Source organism: Candidatus Avelusimicrobium stercoris (assembly GCF_002437085.1).
In the GTDB taxonomy this organism is placed as follows: Bacteria; Elusimicrobiota; Elusimicrobia; order Elusimicrobiales; family Elusimicrobiaceae; genus Avelusimicrobium; species Avelusimicrobium stercoris.
In genome coordinates this window covers 1-17,079 of the sequence record NZ_DJOA01000047.1, presented here as the reverse complement: position 1 = coordinate 17,079, position 17,079 = coordinate 1, and the positions used below count along the sequence as shown (strand labels likewise).

The following is a 17,079-nucleotide window of genomic DNA, read 5'->3' as shown; positions in this document are numbered from 1 at the left end:
AATTTTGATAAATCGCGGTGGTTATACCCGGATGTGTCTGCCGTATAAAAACGCGTATAAAAGGCCGTTTTGCTTAAAAATAAAGGCCTTAACAAGGAGAAAAAATGAAAGGATTTAACAACTTTTGGCGTTTATTGCCGTCATCCCCGAAGGTTTCTGTCGGGGATCCGTTTTTATCAAAAAAGAAACACGACAGATTCCCGACTACTACACTCGGGAATGACGTTACTGGCACAAGTGGTCGCACGACATACAGTGGTTTTACTTTAATTGAATTATTAGTCGTCGTGCTTATCATCGGTATTTTGGCGGCGGTGGCAATGCCGCAGTACGAACGGGCGGTAATGAAGAGCCGTATGGTGGAAAGCCAAACCTTGGGGCACGCGCTGGTACAGGCCGAACAGGTGTATTATATGGCAAACGGCGCTTATACCAGCCAAGTAGAGGACTTGGATATCGGCGTAAATTGCGAGTCCTTACCAAGCGGCAGTGGCTGGCAATGTAATAAATTGGCTGTGAGTGTTCAAGGAGAAAGTGAGGCAGGAATGCACTTTTGGATACACGGAACCAGCAACGAGTGGTATTGGGATTATTATTTTAGCGGTGTTACGCAATGTGTGGCCTTAAACACCAGTAGCAACGCCCAAAGCGTGTGCCAAAGTATAACAGGCGTTACAAACCCTACCTTGGGAAATGCTGTTTGGCTTTACTATGCTTTGAAGTAAGCCACTAACTTAAATCAATCAGGTGCCAGTTCTTTTGGTAGAGTTCTGTTAATTTTTGGCGGAATAAAAAATGTTCCGGCTTGGTGAGAGCAGGGTCCTGCGCCAGCAGTTCGTCGCGGTCCTCAATGGCTTGGTATAAAATATCCCGGTCCTGAAAAATATCCCCGGCCTTAAATTCCAGTTCCCCGCTTTGGCGCGTGCCTAAAATTTCGCCCGGCCCGCGCAACTGCATATCGCGCTCGCCGATTTTAAATCCGTCGCGCGTGGCGCAAATAATGTCCACACGTTCTTTGGCAATGCTTCCCGCGTGCTGGGATACTAAAATACAAAAACTTTCGTGCTCGCCGCGGCCTACGCGCCCGCGCAACTGGTGCAAACTGGCCAGCCCAAAGCGCTCGGCGTTTTCAATGACCATTACGGTAGCGTTTTTTACGTCAATGCCCACCTCAATTACCGGGGTGGCCACCAAAATATCGGTTTTGTGCGCGGCAAAATCGGCCATTACGCTTTCCTTTTCCGCTTGGGACATTTGCCCGTGCAAAATAGCCAGGCGGAAATCCGGGAACACCTTTTTTAATTTTTCAAATTCTTCCGTAACCGCCTTGGCGGAAACTTTTTCGCTTTCTTCAATCAGCGGGAAAACGATGTACGCTTGCCGCCCCTTTTCCACTTCCACGCGCACGCGGTCGTAGGCCAGTTTGGAAGTGGCCGATTCCGTTTTAATTGGTTGGCGGCCGGGGGGAAGTTCGCTTAATGTGGAAACGTCCAAATCGCCGTAGAACGCAAGGGCCAAGGTGCGCGGAATAGGCGTAGCCGTCATTGTCAAAAGGTCCAACTTGGCGGTTTTTTCTTTTAATTTACTGCGCTGTTTCACGCCGAAACGGTGCTGTTCGTCAATGACCGCCAAACGCAAATTGTGGAATTTTACATCGTCTTGTATGACGGAGTGCGTACCCACCAAAATATCAATTTTCCCTTCGGCCAGTTCCTTTAAAATTTTCTTTTTGGCCGCGGCTTTGGTGCTGGATGAGAGCACCGCCAAGTTTACCTTTAAACCCTTTAAAATGCGTTTAAAGGTTAAAAAATGCTGTTCGGCCAAAATCTCCGTCGGAGCCAACAGCGCGGCTTGATAGCCGTTTTCTACGGCGAGTAACATCGCGCACAGGGCTACCACCGTTTTGCCGGAGCCCACATCACCCTGTAACAGGCGGTTCATCGGGCGGGGGGAACACAAATCTTTAAAAATTTCGTTAATAACCTTTTTTTGGCTGTTTGTAAAATCAAAGCCCAGTTGCTCGCGGAACGGCGTTAAAAGATTTTTTTTGATTTCGTAGGAATAATCTTTTGCTAAAATTTTGGTCTGCGTGCGCTTAATGCCCCACGCCGTAGCCAAGAGCAAAAACTCCTCATAAGCCAGTCGCGCGCGGGCGCTTTCCAACTCGGCAATAGAGTTTGGAAAGTGGATAGCCTTTAAGGCTTGCGGCGCGCTTAACAGTTTGCGCTTGGCGAGCAAGGTGGGCGGCAAGGCTTCGGGCTCGGCCGCCAAAGAGGGCGTTTGCAGGGCCTCATACACAAATTGCCTAAATTGCTTGTTTGTCAGCCCCTCGGTGAGCCCATAAATGGGCGTTAAGCGGCCCGCGTGCAACTTGGTTAAAGCGTCATCGGCGGGGTAGTGTTCGTCCACGGTAACCTTGTTGCCGAAGAAATTATTTTTGTCCTCGCGCTTGCCGATAATCCACACTTCGCTGTTAATATGAAAATCTTTTTTGAGCGTGCCGAACGGGTCAAAGCGGAACGCCTTAAAGGTGCGCTTTTTAAACCAAGTGCACTCTATTTGTTGGCCTTTTTCGTCCTCTAAAAACGCTTTAAAAATCAGCACGCTGCGGGCCGGGATTTGCTGGGTACGCAGTACGCGGCCTTTAAAAACCACAAGCGATTCGGAATTGTATTCGTTGGGAGTGGAATTTAAACGGCGGTCCTGATACGTGCGCGGATAATAATGCAATAAGTCCTCCACGGTTTGGATTTCCAACCGTTCAAACAGTTTTGCCTTGGCCGGGCCGATGCCCTTTAAATATTGGATTTGCGTGCTTGTCGTCATACCTATATACTTATTTTACAAATAATATATGCTACAATTTAAAAAAAGGAGGACATTTTATGGATTTGGAATTGATTTCCGCGCAAGTTAGCGAACATTTATTGCAGGTAGGGCAGAGCAGTTTGAAGGTGCTGGGCGCGTTGGTGGGCGCTGTTTTAATTTTGGTGGTGGGGTTGTATATTTCCCGCTTTGTGGGCTCTTACGCCAAAAAGATTTTAAACAAAATTTCGTTTGATGACAAAACCTCTAAACTCGGGATTAACGAGTTGTGCGTGCGCTTTGGGTTAGGCAAATCCCCGACGTACATCATTTCGTTTGTGCTGGCTTGGGCGGTGATTTTTTACGCTATTGTGCTGGCGGCGGACGTGCTCCACTTGGCGATTATCCGCAACTTGTTTACGCAATTTTTGGAATTTATCCCCACGCTCTTTGTGTCCGTGCTGATTTTGTTTGCGGGCTTGCTGTTTGGTAAATTAATGGGGAATATTATTGAAAACTCCGCCAAAGCCAATAACTTAAAGGGTGGGTTTTTTATCTCCCGCGCGGTCAATGCGTTTATCGTATTCTTTTGTGCTCTCGTGGCGGTGGAGAACTTGGGCTTTGCCAACCAGTTGGTAAATAACGTGGTAATTATTGTGCTGGCCTCGTTAGGCTTGGCCTTTGGTATCGGCGTAGGGTTGGGCTCCAAGGAATTGGTGGCTGAATTTTTGCGCGACTTGTTTAAAAAAGAAGAAAAATAAATTTGTCTAAAAAAATCCCGGGGCGCATTTAACGCCCCGGGATTTTTTTGTCTATGCAAGTTTAAAACATTGTGGCGAGCAGCAAGATAAGCAGGCCCAAGAACACACAGCACAGCAGAAACTTGGTAAGCCCCAAATGCTTTTTGAGCCACTCGTTAAACGTGGCCGATTCCTTACCGCACAGCGTAAGCACAAACACGAGAACCAGCGGTAAGATAAACATTAAGTTGTAGAGGAGCAAAAACTCCGTGGCGCGCCAGAAATGCTGGTTTACTTCCTTTAAAATAACCACAATCGTCGGCAAATAAACCTGCCCGGTGCATACGGCTTCTACGCCCGACACCACAAAGCCCACAATAAACGCCGCCAGCAGGAGCCGCCACATAGAACTGTGTTTATCCTTTAAGAAGAAACGCATTACTTTATGGATGTAAACCTTGTAATTAGTGGGCAGTTGCAGGAGCATTTTTTCGGACTTTTTGGTGCGCTGATAGACCACAAAGTCGTAAATGCTCAGCAGTAAAAACACGCCGCACAGCCCCACCATACCCCATTGTACCACCAAGGTTACATAGCGGAAGGCCTTCATTGCGTACAAAATATGGAACGCACCGAGCCCCATTAACACATACGCCAAAAATACGGCAACGCAATAGGCCGAGCCCACGACAAGGATTTCTTTTTTGGTGTATTTATAAGCCGCCAAAAAGGACACAAAGAACACGATTACCGCAAACGCGCACGGGTTGACCCCGTCGGCCAGCCCCGCGCCGATAATGGCCCAGAGCGTAATTTGGCTAAACAGCGTTTCGTGTGTTTGTAGGGAGTCTTCCTCTTTTTGTAAACTGGGCACATGGGTTTCCTCGTTGTTTTCTAATGCCTTTTGCACGGCGGCATCGGCTCCGGGGCCGATTTGGGTGGGGTAGCCTTGCAAAACGGTCTCGCCCACGATTAGCATAGGAATCCCGGCATTATCTAGTTGATATGCCTCTAACGTCTGCGAAAAAATGACGTTGTTGGCGTCCTTGGTTATGTCATATTCGGTCAGGCGGACTTGGCCTTTGTATTTTTCCGTAAACTCTTTGGGGAATCCGTCTTGCTTTAAGTGGCGGCAATGCGGACAGTAAGGCGAGGTGAACAGTACGGCGTCCACCGGTTTGGCCCACGCGCCGAACGAAGCGGCAAAAAACGTGAGCGTAAGTAATAACGGCTTAATGATACGGCTAATCATTTCTCACTCCTAACATTGGGTCTGGCACGCGGCCAGCCCGGCTGATTGAATTTTTGAATTTTCGTCCAACAAGGTTTTGGAGTCTTGCTGGTAGAAATCGGGTAATTTTAAGCGGCAGGTTTTGCTGTGTACACACGTGGAATTGGTGCAAGAGCAGTCCGTCCACTTTTTGGTGCAAGAGCAGTTTTTGCCGTCGCAGGTTATTTCGGCCGAGAGCAAAAATTGCGTGCCGGATTTTTTGCATTGGAGCATTTGCGGTTGCGCAGTGCTGGCCGGTGCGGAATATTCCTTTGCGCTCCAATGTGCGCCCGTCAGGGCTCCTAACGCAAGCAATACAGCGGCGCAAACGCCCCACGCTACGGAGCGTTTCCAGGTGCGGATTGGATGCTCCTGTAAGCGTGCCCACACGCGTGCTTGGGCGCGGCCCTGCGGGTCAAAATCGGTTTGTGCAGCGCGTTCCTGCCAAGTTTGTTTAGTCATAGTTCTTCATCCATTTGCGCATTTTGGTTACGGCGCGGTTTACAATCGTGCCCACGTTGGATTCGCTTAATTGGGATAGTTGCGCAATTTGCCGGTTGTTTAAGCCAGCGTAAAATTTGAGTGCCACTAAATCCCGTTCCCGGGCGGATAATTTGCCGAGCGCCTTTGTCAGGTCTTGGCGGAAGGAATCCTGTTCCAGTTCTGTTAGCGGGGAGTTTCCCGCAGAAACGGGATTTGACTCCTCCTCCGCCAGCGAAAACACATTTTTTACCCAATACAGCCGCCAATACATATTGGTTTGGTTACGCGCAATCGTAAAAATCCATTGGGTAAATTCACCTTTTTGTTCGTCATACGAAGCCCAATGCTCGTAAGCGTTTTTCCACGATGCGGCGCATAAGTCTTCGGCTATGGCGTGGTTCCGCACGCGTGAAAAAATATACGCGTACACCCGCTTAAAATAAGTATTGTAAAGGTCTTCAAATGACGTCATCTATATAGAATATGCCTGACTAACAAAAGTATCACACTAAATATTTTATCTTTTATAAAGGCAAAAAAATCCCGGCCTTTTTAAAAGACCGGGAACAAAACTATTTTAAACCGTTTAACCAGGAAATCAGTTTATTGGTTTCGGCTTGGCGGTATTTATCGCCCACGTTATTAAAGGCTGCGCCCTCCAACACTTGGGCATTTTTGGCTTGCTTTTTAAAGTCCTCAAAATAGGAGCCGTAGTTGCTGCCTTGGGTGGAAAAGGGAACTACCTTTTTGCCCTTAAAGTCGGCTTCCTGCCAGAACTGCCAAACAGGCGTAGCCGCCGTGTACCACCAAATGGGAGCCCCTACAAAAATCACGTCGTACGCGCTCATATCGGGGGCGCCTTCGGCCAAGGTGGGGTATTCGTGGGTTTTAAGTTGCTTCTTTACTTGGGCATAAAAGGTCGGTCCCAACTTAAAGGTTTCCTGTGTTTGGATACGGTACAAATCACCGCCCGTAAAATGAGCGATTTGTTCGGCGATATTTTGCGTGTGCCCGGTCAGCGAATAATACATCACCAGCACCTTGCCCAATTTACCCGTGTAGGGGATTTGTTCCCCCGCAAAGGCGGATAAGTCCTTTTGGTTATGGCGGGCTACCCGGTACTGGTGAAAGCCCGCGATTGCGCCGCCGATGACGGCTAAAATTACCACAATATATAAGATTGCTTTTAACATTTTTTCTCCTTTAAATAAATATTTACTGCATAGTGTGTTAGCAGGGCTATGGCGGACAAAATGACGGCCAGCCGCATAAATAACCCTGGCAGGGTCATTTGTTTGGGTACGCTCAAAAAGAACGCTTGAAAGGCTAACCGCTCAAATAACCGGAACGAAATAAATTCGTATATTCCCGCCAAAATGACGCAGGTGGCGGCCCCGTGCATAAGCCTGCGCGCTTTTGTTGATAGTTTTAGGCCCAGCGGGCTAAAAAGTTGCTTTAAGTGCAGCCCCAAGTGTACGGCCACTAAGAGGAGCCCCCAGTAAGCAAAAAAAGTATGATACTGTTTGGCGCTCCAACTGCCGGATAATCCCAAGAAAGCAAACACGTCGCGCGAGAGCATTACCCCGCTGATACCTAACCCAACCATATCGGCCAGTAACAATAGATTAACGGCGGCCCAGCCGATGCGTTTAAGCGGCCACTCGCCGCGGAAAAGCGTTTTGTACCAGCCCCGGTTTAACAGGTTGTGCCATATAAAAAGGGCAAATAAACCAACGCCTAAAATTTCGTGTACCCGGTTGCTCGTGCGCGGATAGCACAGGCATAACAAAAAGAGAACAGTTATACTGATGTCCACAATAATGCGAATAATCCGTTGCATAACCGTTCTCCTTGTTTTAGGGTAGTTTATTTTATTACACTATTGACCCATTTTTCAAGCGCTTCTTGGGGGGCGCCCGAAGAACGGCCGGAGAAGGTAATCCCTTTTGCTACGGTAGAGCCCGCCAGTTGGCCGCGCATATCGCTTTCGCAATGCTGCATACCGCCGCCCCCGTGCGTAAAGAACGGGGCCACGTTTTTGCCTTTCAGGTCAGTTTGGGCGATAAACGATCCTACCGCCGGGGCAAAGGTGCCCCACCAGTTGGGCGAGCCGATAAAAACCACGTCGTATTTGGAAATATCGGCTACTTTGTTTTTAAGTTCCGGCTTGTAGCCTGCGTTAATTTCCTTTTTGGCCTGGTCAATCAGGTCATTGTAGGAAGCAGGATAGGTTTGAACGGTTTGAATTTCAAATAAATCCCCGCCCGTTAATTGGGCAATTTGCTTGGCTACGGCCTGCGTATTGCCCGAATAGGAATAATAGGCCACCAACACTTTATGTTCCTTTTGCGGGGCCGTTTTTGCGGCGGGGGCGGAAGAAGCCCCAGTGTCCGCCGTACCGTTGCCACAAGCGGCAACGGACAAAAACATCATCCCTGAAAATAAGATACTGCTTACTTTGTGCATATTTTCTCCTATTTCTTTAAGCAAGCGGCCGCATCCTTTACGATTAATTCCGGCGTTAAGTGGTAACGCGCATAGAGTTCATCCAAGGATACGCGGTCGGTAAATTCCTTCTTGGAGCCGAAGTTGAGCACCTTCATTTCGCTGTTTCCATAGAAGGAGGCAATTTTCTCGCCAAAGCCGCCGTTTACTTCGCCGTCTTCCAGCGTAAGCACCAGTTCGTGGTCTTTTTTAAGGTTGTTGAGAACCTCTTCGTCCAGTCCGGTTAAATAGCGCGGGTTGATAAGCGTAGCGTTAATGCCCAGTTTGGCTTTGAGTTCGGCGCAGACTTTTTCACCCAGTTGAAAGAAGGACCCCGCCGCAATAACGGCTACGCGGGAACCTTTTTCCGCCACTTCGTAACGGTTCAAGACGGAATAGTCTTTTTCTACGGGGCGGGTGGCGTGAGAAATCGGCGCAAACGGCACGCGGATAGCCACCGGGTATTGCGTTTGGTTGACGGACCAATCCAACATTGCCAAATATTCTTCCTTGGACGTAGGAGCCAAGTAAACCATATTGGGAATATTGGAAATTAAGGGAATATCAAAGGTGCCCAAGTGCGTGGCGTCCCCGGCGGAAATTCCGCCCCAATAAACCAAAATGGTAGCCGGATTTTTGTTAAGCGCCAAATCCTGCGACAGTTGGTCGTAAGTGCGCTGGATAAAGGAACTCAACACGGCCAGTACCGGTTTGGCTCCACCCGCGGCCAAGGCGGACGAAGCGGCTACGGCGTGTTCCTCAGCAATGCCCAAATCGGCAAACCCTTTGCCCAGTTTCGCGCGCACATCAGGAGTTAAGGCTACGGCGCCGGGCGTGGCCGGGTTCAGCACGATAAAGGAAGGATCCTCCGCGCGCTTTTTAAGCATATAGTCCACGGTTACGGAATCGTATGTTTCCTGCGGGGCCGGAGCGGGTTTGTGGTCCAAGGTGCCGGGCATAATCCAGTGGAAGGCTTCTTTATTGGCCACGGCTTCCGCGCAACCCTTGCCCTTTAAAGTGTGCAGGTGTACCACGGTGGGGCGGGTAGTATCTTTTACCTGTTTGAAGGCCGCAATCAAGGACGCTAAATCGTTGCCGTCGTCCACATATACATAATCAAAGCCCAAGGCCTTAAAATAGTTGCACTCGGCCTTGCCCTTGGTTTGGCGCAAGAGAGCCAAGTTGCCGTACAAGCCGCCGTGGTTGGGGGCGATAGACATTTCGTTATCGTTTACTACAATAATAATGTTGCTCTTTAAAGCGCCTGCATTATCCAACCCTTCAAAGGCTTCGCCGCCGCTTAAAGAGCCGTCGCCAATGACGGCCACGATGTTGCTCTTTTCGCCCTTTAAATCACGCGCCATCGCTAGGCCTACCGCCAAACTGGGAGCCGTAGAGGTGTGGCCCACCACAAAATGGTCGTGGGCGCTTTCCTGCGGGTTGGTGTAGCCGGAGATTTGGCCGTAGTGGGCCGGGTCCGTAAAATATTGTTTGCGCCCGGTCAGCATTTTGTGCGGGTAGCATTGGTGCGATACGTCAAACACAAACTTATCTTCGGGCGAATTGAACACATAGTGCATCGCAATCGTCGGTTCAATAAAGCCTAAGTTCGGGCCAAAGTGTCCGCCCGTGGCGTTTACCTTGACGATTAAGGTTTGGCGGATTTCGTCCGCCAGGGCGGTTAATTCCGCCAGAGAGAGATTTTTTAAATCCTTCGGTTCGTTAATTTTGTTTAATACGTTCATTGTTCCAAATTCCTTACTTATATTCTTCATCTGTTACCGGGTCCAACCAGGCGGTGGAGCCGTTTTGGTGTGCGTTGGTTTCCACAGAAATATGTACAAACCAACTGTCCGGTGCCGCGCCGTGCCAATGGATAACGCCGGGCGCGATGCGCACAACATCGCCTTTCTTTAATACGCGAATTTCGCCGCCCTTTTCCTGGTAGCGGCCTTCGCCGTTTAACACGAGCAGGATTTGTCCGCCGTCGTGTTTGTGCCAGTTGGTGCGTGCGCCAGGCTCAAAGGTTACGTTGCCAATCGGCGCGTTAAAGGTATTGTCCCGCCCGCTTAACATCGTTAAGTAGGTGGTGCCCGTAAAATATTTACCGTAGGGGTTCACTTCCCCTTGGGCAAATACGGTATCAATTGGTGCTTTCTTCATACTTTCATCCCCTGGTTTGTTCGGCGTGCAGGCGGCCAATATAAGAAGCCCCAAACACCCGGCAAACCTTAAATTTTTAAGTAAGTTCTTCATTTCTCTATAAAGTATATACCTTGGAGTTCGCTCCAAGTCAAGGCCTATTTTCCGGCCCGTGCGGCGAGGACGTCGTTCATTGCCTTTAAACCATAAACCGCAATTTTTTTGCCTACGCTGTCCTTTACTACGGACATAATTCCCGCCATTTCCTTAGGGGTAACGCCCACATTAAGCGCCAAATTCATATGCGCCTTTAACTGCGGGGTTACGTTGGCCAGCGCGGACAAGGCTGCTACCGTACCGACTTCGCGCTCTTGGTAGGTCAGTACGCCGCGGGCAAAAATATCCGCGAACAAATGTTCCTTTAAAAAGGTATCCGTATCTTGGATGAAGGCGGCCGGGTGGCTGGGAAGCGGCCCCGCAGCCAGCACTTCCAAGTTCTTTTTGCCAAGTTCGTATTTATCGGTTCCGGCGGGAATTTTTTGCGGTTCGGGCCCGGTTAAATCCTCTTTTCCGGCGGCTTGGCGGGCTTTAACCACTTTTTCCAAGGTGGCGGACGCATTTAAACAGCGCGGGAAACCCGTGTAAGCATACAGTTGTAAGACAAGTTCTTTGAGTTCATTTACGGCTAGTCCGTTATCAAGGGCGTTGTCAAAGGCTTTTTCCAGCCCGTTCAAATCGCCCACCGCGCTGAACGCAGCCACAGCAGCCAAACTTTGGCGTTTGGCGGTTAAATTTTGGCGGGCTTCGTTCCAGTCATACCCCTCGGCATTGGCGGCGCCTAACAAGGTGGCCGCGGCTACAATTCCTGTAAGATGTTTATTCATTTTATCCTCCTAGCAATTCTTTCCGGCTTCGTAGGCTTCTTTGAACACGGGCAGATTTTTCACTTCGCCCTTCTGCCAAGCGCCGGTGCCGTAAATAATGCCCTTTTCGCGGGCCCCGTCCAGACAGTCCTCGGTGAATCCGCGCAAGGCTTCCAAGGTGCGCTGCATATTTTTGTGGCTGGTGTCGGCGGCGGTAACAATAAAGTAGAAATCTTTATTGGAAATTTCGGTATAGCGCGGAACGGTGCGGTCAATAAACGTCTTTAACTGGCCGTCCATACTGTAAAAGTAAACAGGCGTAGCCAAAACGATTACGTCCGCTTCCACCATTTTGTTTAAGAGTTCGGACATATCGTCTTTTTGCACGCATTTGTGCGTGGTATTGCAGACGCCACAGCCCAAGCAGTAGTTAATTTTGTGCTCGCGCAAGGCAATTTTTTCAGCGTGGTGCCCGGCATCCAGGGCCCCCTGTAAAAATTGGTCGCACAACAAGTCGGAGTTGCCGCCCTTTCTGGGGCTGGCGGAAATAATTAATACATTTTTAGACATAGTTCCCTCACTTTAAAAGTTTTTTCTCACAAGCGACAATTTTGTCCTCGTAAACAGAAATCTTGTAGTTTAAACGTTCCAGCGTTTTTTGCATTTCTTCAATGCGTTGTTTTAATCGGTCGCGCTCGGCAAGCAGCAGGTTCTTGCGTTTTTGCAAGGTGCGGTTGCCCTTGCGGTAGAGCGCCACATATTGCGTAAGTGTTTCTATGGATAGCCCCGCACTACGCATACATTTGATAAACTCCACCCAGCCGCAATCGCTTTCGGTGTAGTCCCGTACGCCGCTTTCCTTGCGGTTGACCGGGGGGATAAGCCCGGCTTTTTCGTAATAGCGCAGGGTATCTACCGGCAGACCGTATTTTTCGCTCACTTCCGAAATGGTCATCTTCGCCTCCTTTACAACTGTACATATATTGTAGTCCTTGGAGTTGGCTCCAAGTCAAGGGGTAATTTAAAAATAAAAAAGGCTCCCGACGGGGGAGCCTTTTTCAAAGAGGGTATTTGTTAGGCGGGATTAGTGGCGGCGCTTTGTGCGGTGCGGGCTTTTTTGGTGCCCAGTAAGCCGCATATTAAGGCCCCAAGCGCGCAGATAACAAAGGCAATTCCAGCGGAGTGCATCATATTGCCAAGGCCTACCAAGGGGGAAACAATACTGCCGAATAAAAACCCCGCCGCGCCCAACACGGCCGAGCCTGTTCCCGCTTGTCCGCGAACGGCATCCATCGCAAGCGTGGTGGACGAGGTAAACGACAACCCCGCCATAAACAGCAGTATAAAAAGCAGGCTCTCAAACAGGAGAATAGAAGCATCCGCAAACAAGGCCGCGCTCAATAAAATACTGCAAACCAGCATCCCCAAGCAACTGGTTAAAATGCAGTTCTCCTGGCGTTTGAATTTGACCGACAACCCCGCGCCTACGCCGATAGCCACCGCATTAGCCGCAAAAAACAGGCTGAACGCCAGCGGGCTAAATCCGTAATGTTCCTGTATGATAAACGGTGAGGCCGCAATATACGCAAACAAAATGCCCAGCGCAAAGGCCTGTTCCAAGACGCAAAAAATATATTTGTGGTTTTGGAAAACATTTTTAAAGAGGCCAAAGGTTTTAGAAAGTTTTTCCTTAGAGCGTTTGGCGTGGGATAAAGATTCGTTAAAGTGTACGCACGCCCCCGTCAGCAGAAGGCCGATAACCAAGAGCACCACAAACACGCCCTGCCACCCGGTTACCTTTAAAATACCCCCGCCAATAACAGGCGCGGCTACGGGGGCAATGCCGTTAATCGCCCCGATGACGGCCAAGGCCTTGGCTAAACTGGCGGATTTAAATTTATCCGTAGCAATGGAGCGGGAAATAACGATTCCACCCGCGGCGGCCAAGCCCTGTATCAGGCGCAAGGATACAAAGATTTCTATGGTCGGCGCAAAAATACAGGCCACCGTAGATAATAAGAACAGCACCATAGAAACTAATAGGGGTGTTCTGCGACCGTATTTATCGCTTAACGGGCCGAAGATAATTTGCCCGGCGGCTAGCCCCAGCATAGAAAACGTCAGCCCCAACTGCACCATAGAAGCATTGGTGTTAAAAAACGACGTCATCGCCGGAAGGCTGGGTAAGTACATATCGGTTACAAACGGGCCGAAGGCCGTCAGCATACCCAGAAAGACAAATAAAAAAAAGGCCGTATTGCGCCTTTTTGTGGAGTTTCCCTGCCAGGTTTTGTTGTGTTTCATACTTATATTGTAACTTTTTTGGAGCCAAAATAGAGCCGTTCAAACTAATCCTTTTTTGGGCTTGGCGGGGGGAGAAACGGCAGGTATAATAATAATTTGCAACCGGTTATCTCGGTTAGGAGGACTTATGCAGAAATCCGGCGATAAAAAGACGAATACTATGGAAAAAGAAATTTACCTTGTACAAAGTGCCCTTAGTGCCAAACAAACCGTAGCGCGCGTGCGCTGTATCTTGCGGGAAAAAAGTATCCCCATTAGTTTAATTATAGACCACGCCCAAGAGGCCGCCGCCTGCGGCGTTAAACTCCGCCCCACCTATACTATTTTGGCGGGTTCTCCGGCGATGCGCGCCCAACTGCTTTTGTTGCAGCAGGCCTTATCCGTATTGCTTCCGCTGCGCATTAACATATGGGAGGATGCGGACGGCAAGGTATGGCTTGCGTACCTGCGAGTGGAAAGCGTGATGAAGCGTTACGGTGTTAAAAAAACGGTACCTTTGGTGTATTTGGAGCATATTATGGAAAATATTTCCCACCGCGCTTGTAAGCCTGCCCCGCGCAAAAAGTAGCCGTCTTGGCTTGCCGGGAATTAACTGAAACAGGTACAATATATATATGAAGCGTACCTGCCAATATCTTGCGGTTTTTACTTTGCTGTCTTTCTGTGCCCCGTTTGCGGTAGCGCAGAAGCGGTTGCCGTCCGTGCGTGTGCCGGGCAAAGTGGCTGCGGAAATGGTTCCCAAACCGTTCCGTTTCCCTGGGGTGAAAATTCCGTCTGTACCGCCTCTGCGGTTCCCGGTCGGCCCGCAAGTATCTTCTTTGCTCTTGCGCCCGGTAGAAATTCCGTCTGTAACGGTGCAAACGGTACAAACGCCGTTTCGCCCGGTGATTTTCCCCGGCAAGAAGGACATTGACGCCGTTATTTTTGACTTGGACGGAACACTCTTGGATTCTTTATGGGCGTGGGAAAATTCCGGCGTAAATTTTTTGCGTACGCAGGGGATTAATCCGCCTGCCGATTTTAACGACCAGTTGGCGCAACTGTCGCTAATGGACGGTGCCAAACTCGTCAAAGAAAGATATAACCTGCCCCAATCGCCCGAGGAAATTTTGCGCCTGACGTTAGCCCCTATCCGCGAGCGGTATTTCCATACCATTATGCCCAAGCCCGGCGTGCCGGAACTCTTGCGCCGCTTGAAAGAGCAGGGCGTGAAGATGTGCGTGGCGACCGCTTCGGATAAAGAATTAACAGTGGCCGCTTTAAAGCGCACGGGGCTGTTGCCTTATTTGGATTTTATCTTAACGTGCGATGAAGTGGGCGCAGGCAAAAGAACGCCTGTCATTTACGAAGCCGCCCTCAAAAAATTAGGCACGCAAAAAAAGCGCACTTTGGTGGCGGAAGATGCCCTCTATGCCTTGACGACGGCGCACCAAGCGGGCTTTCCGACGGCGGGTATTTTTGATACGCACTCCGCCAAGGACCAGCCGTCGGTGCAAAAACTTTCCACTTATTATATTCCGTCCTACACCGCCGTGCAGCCGTAACGCTAAAAAAGTATAATAAAGCATAACTTGTATGAAAGGAGCCGCCTGTGCGCGCACAAGCCAAAAAATGGGTCGTTACCGGGGGAGCGGGGTTTATCGGTTCGCATATTATTAAGGAACTGGTCTCCCACGGGCAAGAAGTAGTGGCGGTGGACGATTTTTCAACGGGCTCTCTTTCCAATTTATCTTCCGTTCAGCAAAAAATTAAAATTGTTTCAGCCGATATTTGCAACTTTTCCGCCCTTTTAAAAGCCTTTCAAGGGGCCGATTATGTGCTCCACCACGCGGCGCTTGTTTCGGTGCCCCGCTCGGTAGAGGAGCCCCAATTAACTTGGCAAATTAACGTGTCCGGCACGCTTAACGTGTTGGAAGCCGCCCGCCAGGCAGGCGTGAAACGCGTAGTGTTTGCTTCGTCCTGCTGTGTGTATGGTACTTCGTCTAAACCGTGCAAGGAAACCTCGCCCAAGCGTCCCGGTTCGCCCTATGCGCTTTCCAAACAAATCGGCGAAGAATTATGCCGTTTTTATACGCAAATGTATGGGTTAGAAACGGTTTGCTTGTGCTATTTTAACGTCTATGGGGCAGGACAAAATCCTAACGGCGCGTATGCGGCTGTCATTGCCCAATTTTTACAGCGCGCCCTAAATGGCGAGCCCGTGCGCATAGACGGAACAGGAAGGCAAAGCCGCGACTTTATCGCCGTAGAAGATGTGGCCCGCGCCAATATTTTGGCGGCCCGAAAAGGCGTACCCGGCGAAACGTATAACGTCGCCTGCGGGAAAAGTTATTCCCTGCTTGCGTTGCTGCGCCTGATAGAACAAACCACGCACCAAAAATTGGCCCGCACCTTTGCACCCAGCCGCGCGGGTGATGTGCGCACTTCGTCTGCCGATATTTCCAAAATTTCCCGCTTGGGTTTTACGCCGCGCGTAACGCTAAAAACGGGGATTGCCCGCCTGTGGCGCAGTCTTAAAAAATAATCCTTTTGTACGCTTCCGCTCCGCCCCGAATTATGCTATATTATGGGGGAAGAAGTAACCATATTAAGGAGGGGAAAGTATGTGGGAAAAGGACATTAATATCAACGAAGTTCGCGAAATCCGCAGCCGTACGTTGGTTTATTTTGGCGTGGGTGCCATTGCCAAAATTGCCGATATCTGCAAAGATTTAAAAGCGCGCGGTATTAACAAAGTGTTAGTAATGACTGGGCGCGGCGCCTATAAAAAAACAGGCGCGTGGGACCACGTTACCAAGGCCTTTGAAGCCACGGGGATGCAGTATGTGCATTACGACCAGGTAACGCCGAACCCGAATACCCACCACGTCAACGATGCCGTAAAAATGGCGCACGATTTCGGCGCGCAAGCGGTTATCGCCATTGGCGGCGGTTCCGCCATTGACGCGGGCAAGAGCGCGGCCATTTTGCTCAAATATCCGGGCAAAACCGCCGAAGACTTATATACCTTCCAATTTACGCCAACCGAGGCCGCCCCGATTATTGCGATTAACCTCACGCACGGTACCGGCTCCGAAGCCAACCGTTTTGCCGTGGTTAGCATTGAAGAAAAGAACTTCAAGCCGGCCATTGCGTACGATTGCATTTACCCGCTCTATTCTATTGACGACCCGGCCTTGATGACGGGCCTCGCCGAAAATCAGACCCGCTATGTGTCTATTGACGCGGTCAACCACGTGGTAGAAGCCGCCACCACGAAAGTGGCCTCCCCGTATGCGATTGATTTGGCTATTTCCGTAGTCAAATTGGTGGCCGAATACCTGCCGGTAGCCTTGAAAGACCCCAAAAATTTGGAAGCGCGCTATTTCTTGGCCTATGCGGCGTTGGCGGCCGGTATTGCGTTTGATAACGGGATGTTGCACTATACGCACGCGTTGGAGCATCCGCTTTCCGGCGTGAACCCGAACTTGACGCACGGTTTGGGCTTGGCGATGTTACTGCCTGCGGTGTTAAAGAATATTTATCCCGCCCGCCCGGCGACCTTGGCCGATGTGCTCGCGCCTATCGTGCCCGGTTTGAAGGGTTGTGGCTGTGAAGCTGAAAAAGTGGCCGAAGGAGTGGAAAAATGGCTCTTCTCTGTGGGCTCCACGCACAAACTGCTGGACGAAGGCTTTAAGGCGGAGGATGTGGATAAACTCGTGGAATTGGCGTTCAATACGCCGTCTTTGGATGGGCTGTTGGGCCTTGCACCGACTGATGCCACCAAGGAAGCCGTCCGCGCGATTTACACCGAATCGCTTAAACCCTGCCACAAATAAGTTTTACTTGGCGCAAAAAGCCCCCGTTTCCCGGGGGCTTTTTTGATGTCTGATTTCTGTTGTTTGCGGTGGGTGTTATCCCATAGTGCTTGGCGGCGCGCTAAGGTACGGCGCTCTGCCATTATTAAAAAAGAAGGTCATCCTGAATTTATTTCAGGATCTACCGATTG

The 17,079-nt window shown here is 49.9% G+C and carries 19 protein-coding genes; 6 read left to right on the top strand and 13 right to left on the bottom strand.

What is annotated here, in order from left to right:
- The first annotated feature begins 104 nt into the window (after positions 1-104).
- A complete protein-coding gene (locus B2118_RS07020; RefSeq protein ID WP_428054530.1) occupies positions 105-725 on the top strand; it encodes a type IV pilin protein in 621 nt (206 codons plus the stop codon).
- A gap of 4 nt (positions 726-729) precedes the next feature.
- On the opposite strand, the gene recG is transcribed toward B2118_RS07020, so the two are convergent.
- Positions 730-2,826 (bottom strand): ATP-dependent DNA helicase RecG, encoded by a 2,097-nt coding sequence (gene recG, locus B2118_RS07015; RefSeq protein ID WP_428054528.1) that lies wholly within the window; start codon positions 2,824-2,826, stop codon positions 730-732.
- A 59-nt stretch (positions 2,827-2,885) separates the two neighbouring features.
- On the opposite strand from recG, the gene B2118_RS07010 reads away from it, so the two are divergent.
- Positions 2,886-3,566 (top strand): mechanosensitive ion channel family protein, encoded by a 681-nt coding sequence (locus B2118_RS07010; protein WP_428054526.1) that lies wholly within the window; start codon positions 2,886-2,888, stop codon positions 3,564-3,566.
- A 61-nt stretch (positions 3,567-3,627) separates the two neighbouring features.
- Here the strand turns inward: B2118_RS07010 and B2118_RS07005 are convergent, their stop codons facing one another.
- From B2118_RS07005 to B2118_RS06950, 12 genes are all read right to left on the bottom strand, one after another.
- Entirely contained in the window at positions 3,628-4,797 is a 1,170-nt protein-coding gene (locus B2118_RS07005; protein ID WP_428054524.1) for a hypothetical protein, read from the bottom strand.
- Between the two features lie 9 nt (positions 4,798-4,806).
- Positions 4,807-5,277 carry a hypothetical protein gene (locus B2118_RS07000; RefSeq protein ID WP_428054522.1) on the bottom strand — a complete coding sequence of 157 codons (471 nt, stop codon included), beginning with the start codon at positions 5,275-5,277 and terminating at the stop codon, positions 4,807-4,809.
- Positions 5,270-5,770, bottom strand: coding sequence for an RNA polymerase sigma factor (locus tag B2118_RS06995; protein ID WP_428054520.1), 501 nt, complete (start codon positions 5,768-5,770; stop codon positions 5,270-5,272). The genes B2118_RS07000 and B2118_RS06995 overlap by 8 nt, the downstream gene beginning before the upstream one ends.
- 100 nt (positions 5,771-5,870) lie before the next feature.
- Entirely contained in the window at positions 5,871-6,491 is a 621-nt protein-coding gene (locus B2118_RS06990; protein ID WP_428054518.1) for a flavodoxin, read from the bottom strand.
- Positions 6,485-7,138: a DUF4405 domain-containing protein gene (locus B2118_RS06985; protein WP_428054516.1), complete on the bottom strand. Its 654-nt coding sequence runs from the start codon at positions 7,136-7,138 to the stop codon at positions 6,485-6,487. The genes B2118_RS06990 and B2118_RS06985 overlap by 7 nt, the downstream gene beginning before the upstream one ends.
- A 26-nt stretch (positions 7,139-7,164) precedes the next feature.
- On the bottom strand, positions 7,165-7,764 hold the full coding sequence (locus B2118_RS06980) for a flavodoxin (protein ID WP_428054514.1): 600 nt from the start codon (positions 7,762-7,764) through the stop codon (positions 7,165-7,167).
- An 8-nt stretch (positions 7,765-7,772) separates the two neighbouring features.
- Positions 7,773-9,527 (bottom strand): 1-deoxy-D-xylulose-5-phosphate synthase, encoded by a 1,755-nt coding sequence (locus tag B2118_RS06975; protein WP_428054512.1) that lies wholly within the window; start codon positions 9,525-9,527, stop codon positions 7,773-7,775.
- A 13-nt stretch (positions 9,528-9,540) separates the two neighbouring features.
- Complete coding sequence (locus B2118_RS06970) at positions 9,541-9,945, bottom strand: cupin domain-containing protein (RefSeq protein WP_428054510.1); 405 nt, start codon at positions 9,943-9,945, stop codon at positions 9,541-9,543.
- 137 nt (positions 9,946-10,082) lie between these two features.
- On the bottom strand, positions 10,083-10,808 hold the full coding sequence (locus B2118_RS06965) for a carboxymuconolactone decarboxylase family protein (RefSeq protein ID WP_428054508.1): 726 nt from the start codon (positions 10,806-10,808) through the stop codon (positions 10,083-10,085).
- A gap of 9 nt (positions 10,809-10,817) precedes the next feature.
- Positions 10,818-11,357: a flavodoxin family protein gene (locus B2118_RS06960; RefSeq protein ID WP_428054506.1), complete on the bottom strand. Its 540-nt coding sequence runs from the start codon at positions 11,355-11,357 to the stop codon at positions 10,818-10,820.
- 7 nt (positions 11,358-11,364) lie between these two features.
- Complete coding sequence (locus B2118_RS06955) at positions 11,365-11,742, bottom strand: MerR family transcriptional regulator (protein ID WP_428054504.1); 378 nt, start codon at positions 11,740-11,742, stop codon at positions 11,365-11,367.
- A gap of 119 nt (positions 11,743-11,861) precedes the next feature.
- Positions 11,862-13,091, bottom strand: coding sequence for a multidrug effflux MFS transporter (locus tag B2118_RS06950; protein ID WP_428054502.1), 1,230 nt, complete (start codon positions 13,089-13,091; stop codon positions 11,862-11,864).
- A 127-nt stretch (positions 13,092-13,218) separates the two neighbouring features.
- Between B2118_RS06950 and B2118_RS06945 the strand changes: the two genes are divergently transcribed.
- The 4 genes from B2118_RS06945 to B2118_RS06930 all read left to right on the top strand — a co-directional run bounded on the left by B2118_RS06945 (position 13,219) and on the right by B2118_RS06930 (position 16,909).
- Positions 13,219-13,659, top strand: a complete 441-nt coding sequence (locus tag B2118_RS06945; RefSeq protein WP_428054500.1) for a DUF302 domain-containing protein — start codon at positions 13,219-13,221, stop codon at positions 13,657-13,659.
- 46 nt (positions 13,660-13,705) lie between these two features.
- Positions 13,706-14,635: an HAD family hydrolase gene (locus B2118_RS06940; RefSeq protein WP_428054498.1), complete on the top strand. Its 930-nt coding sequence runs from the start codon at positions 13,706-13,708 to the stop codon at positions 14,633-14,635.
- Between the two features lie 47 nt (positions 14,636-14,682).
- Positions 14,683-15,615 (top strand): NAD-dependent epimerase/dehydratase family protein, encoded by a 933-nt coding sequence (locus tag B2118_RS06935; protein WP_428054496.1) that lies wholly within the window; start codon positions 14,683-14,685, stop codon positions 15,613-15,615.
- Positions 15,616-15,694: 79 nt separating this feature from the next.
- Positions 15,695-16,909, top strand: coding sequence for an iron-containing alcohol dehydrogenase (locus B2118_RS06930; RefSeq protein WP_428054494.1), 1,215 nt, complete (start codon positions 15,695-15,697; stop codon positions 16,907-16,909).
- Positions 16,910-17,079 lie beyond the last annotated feature (170 nt).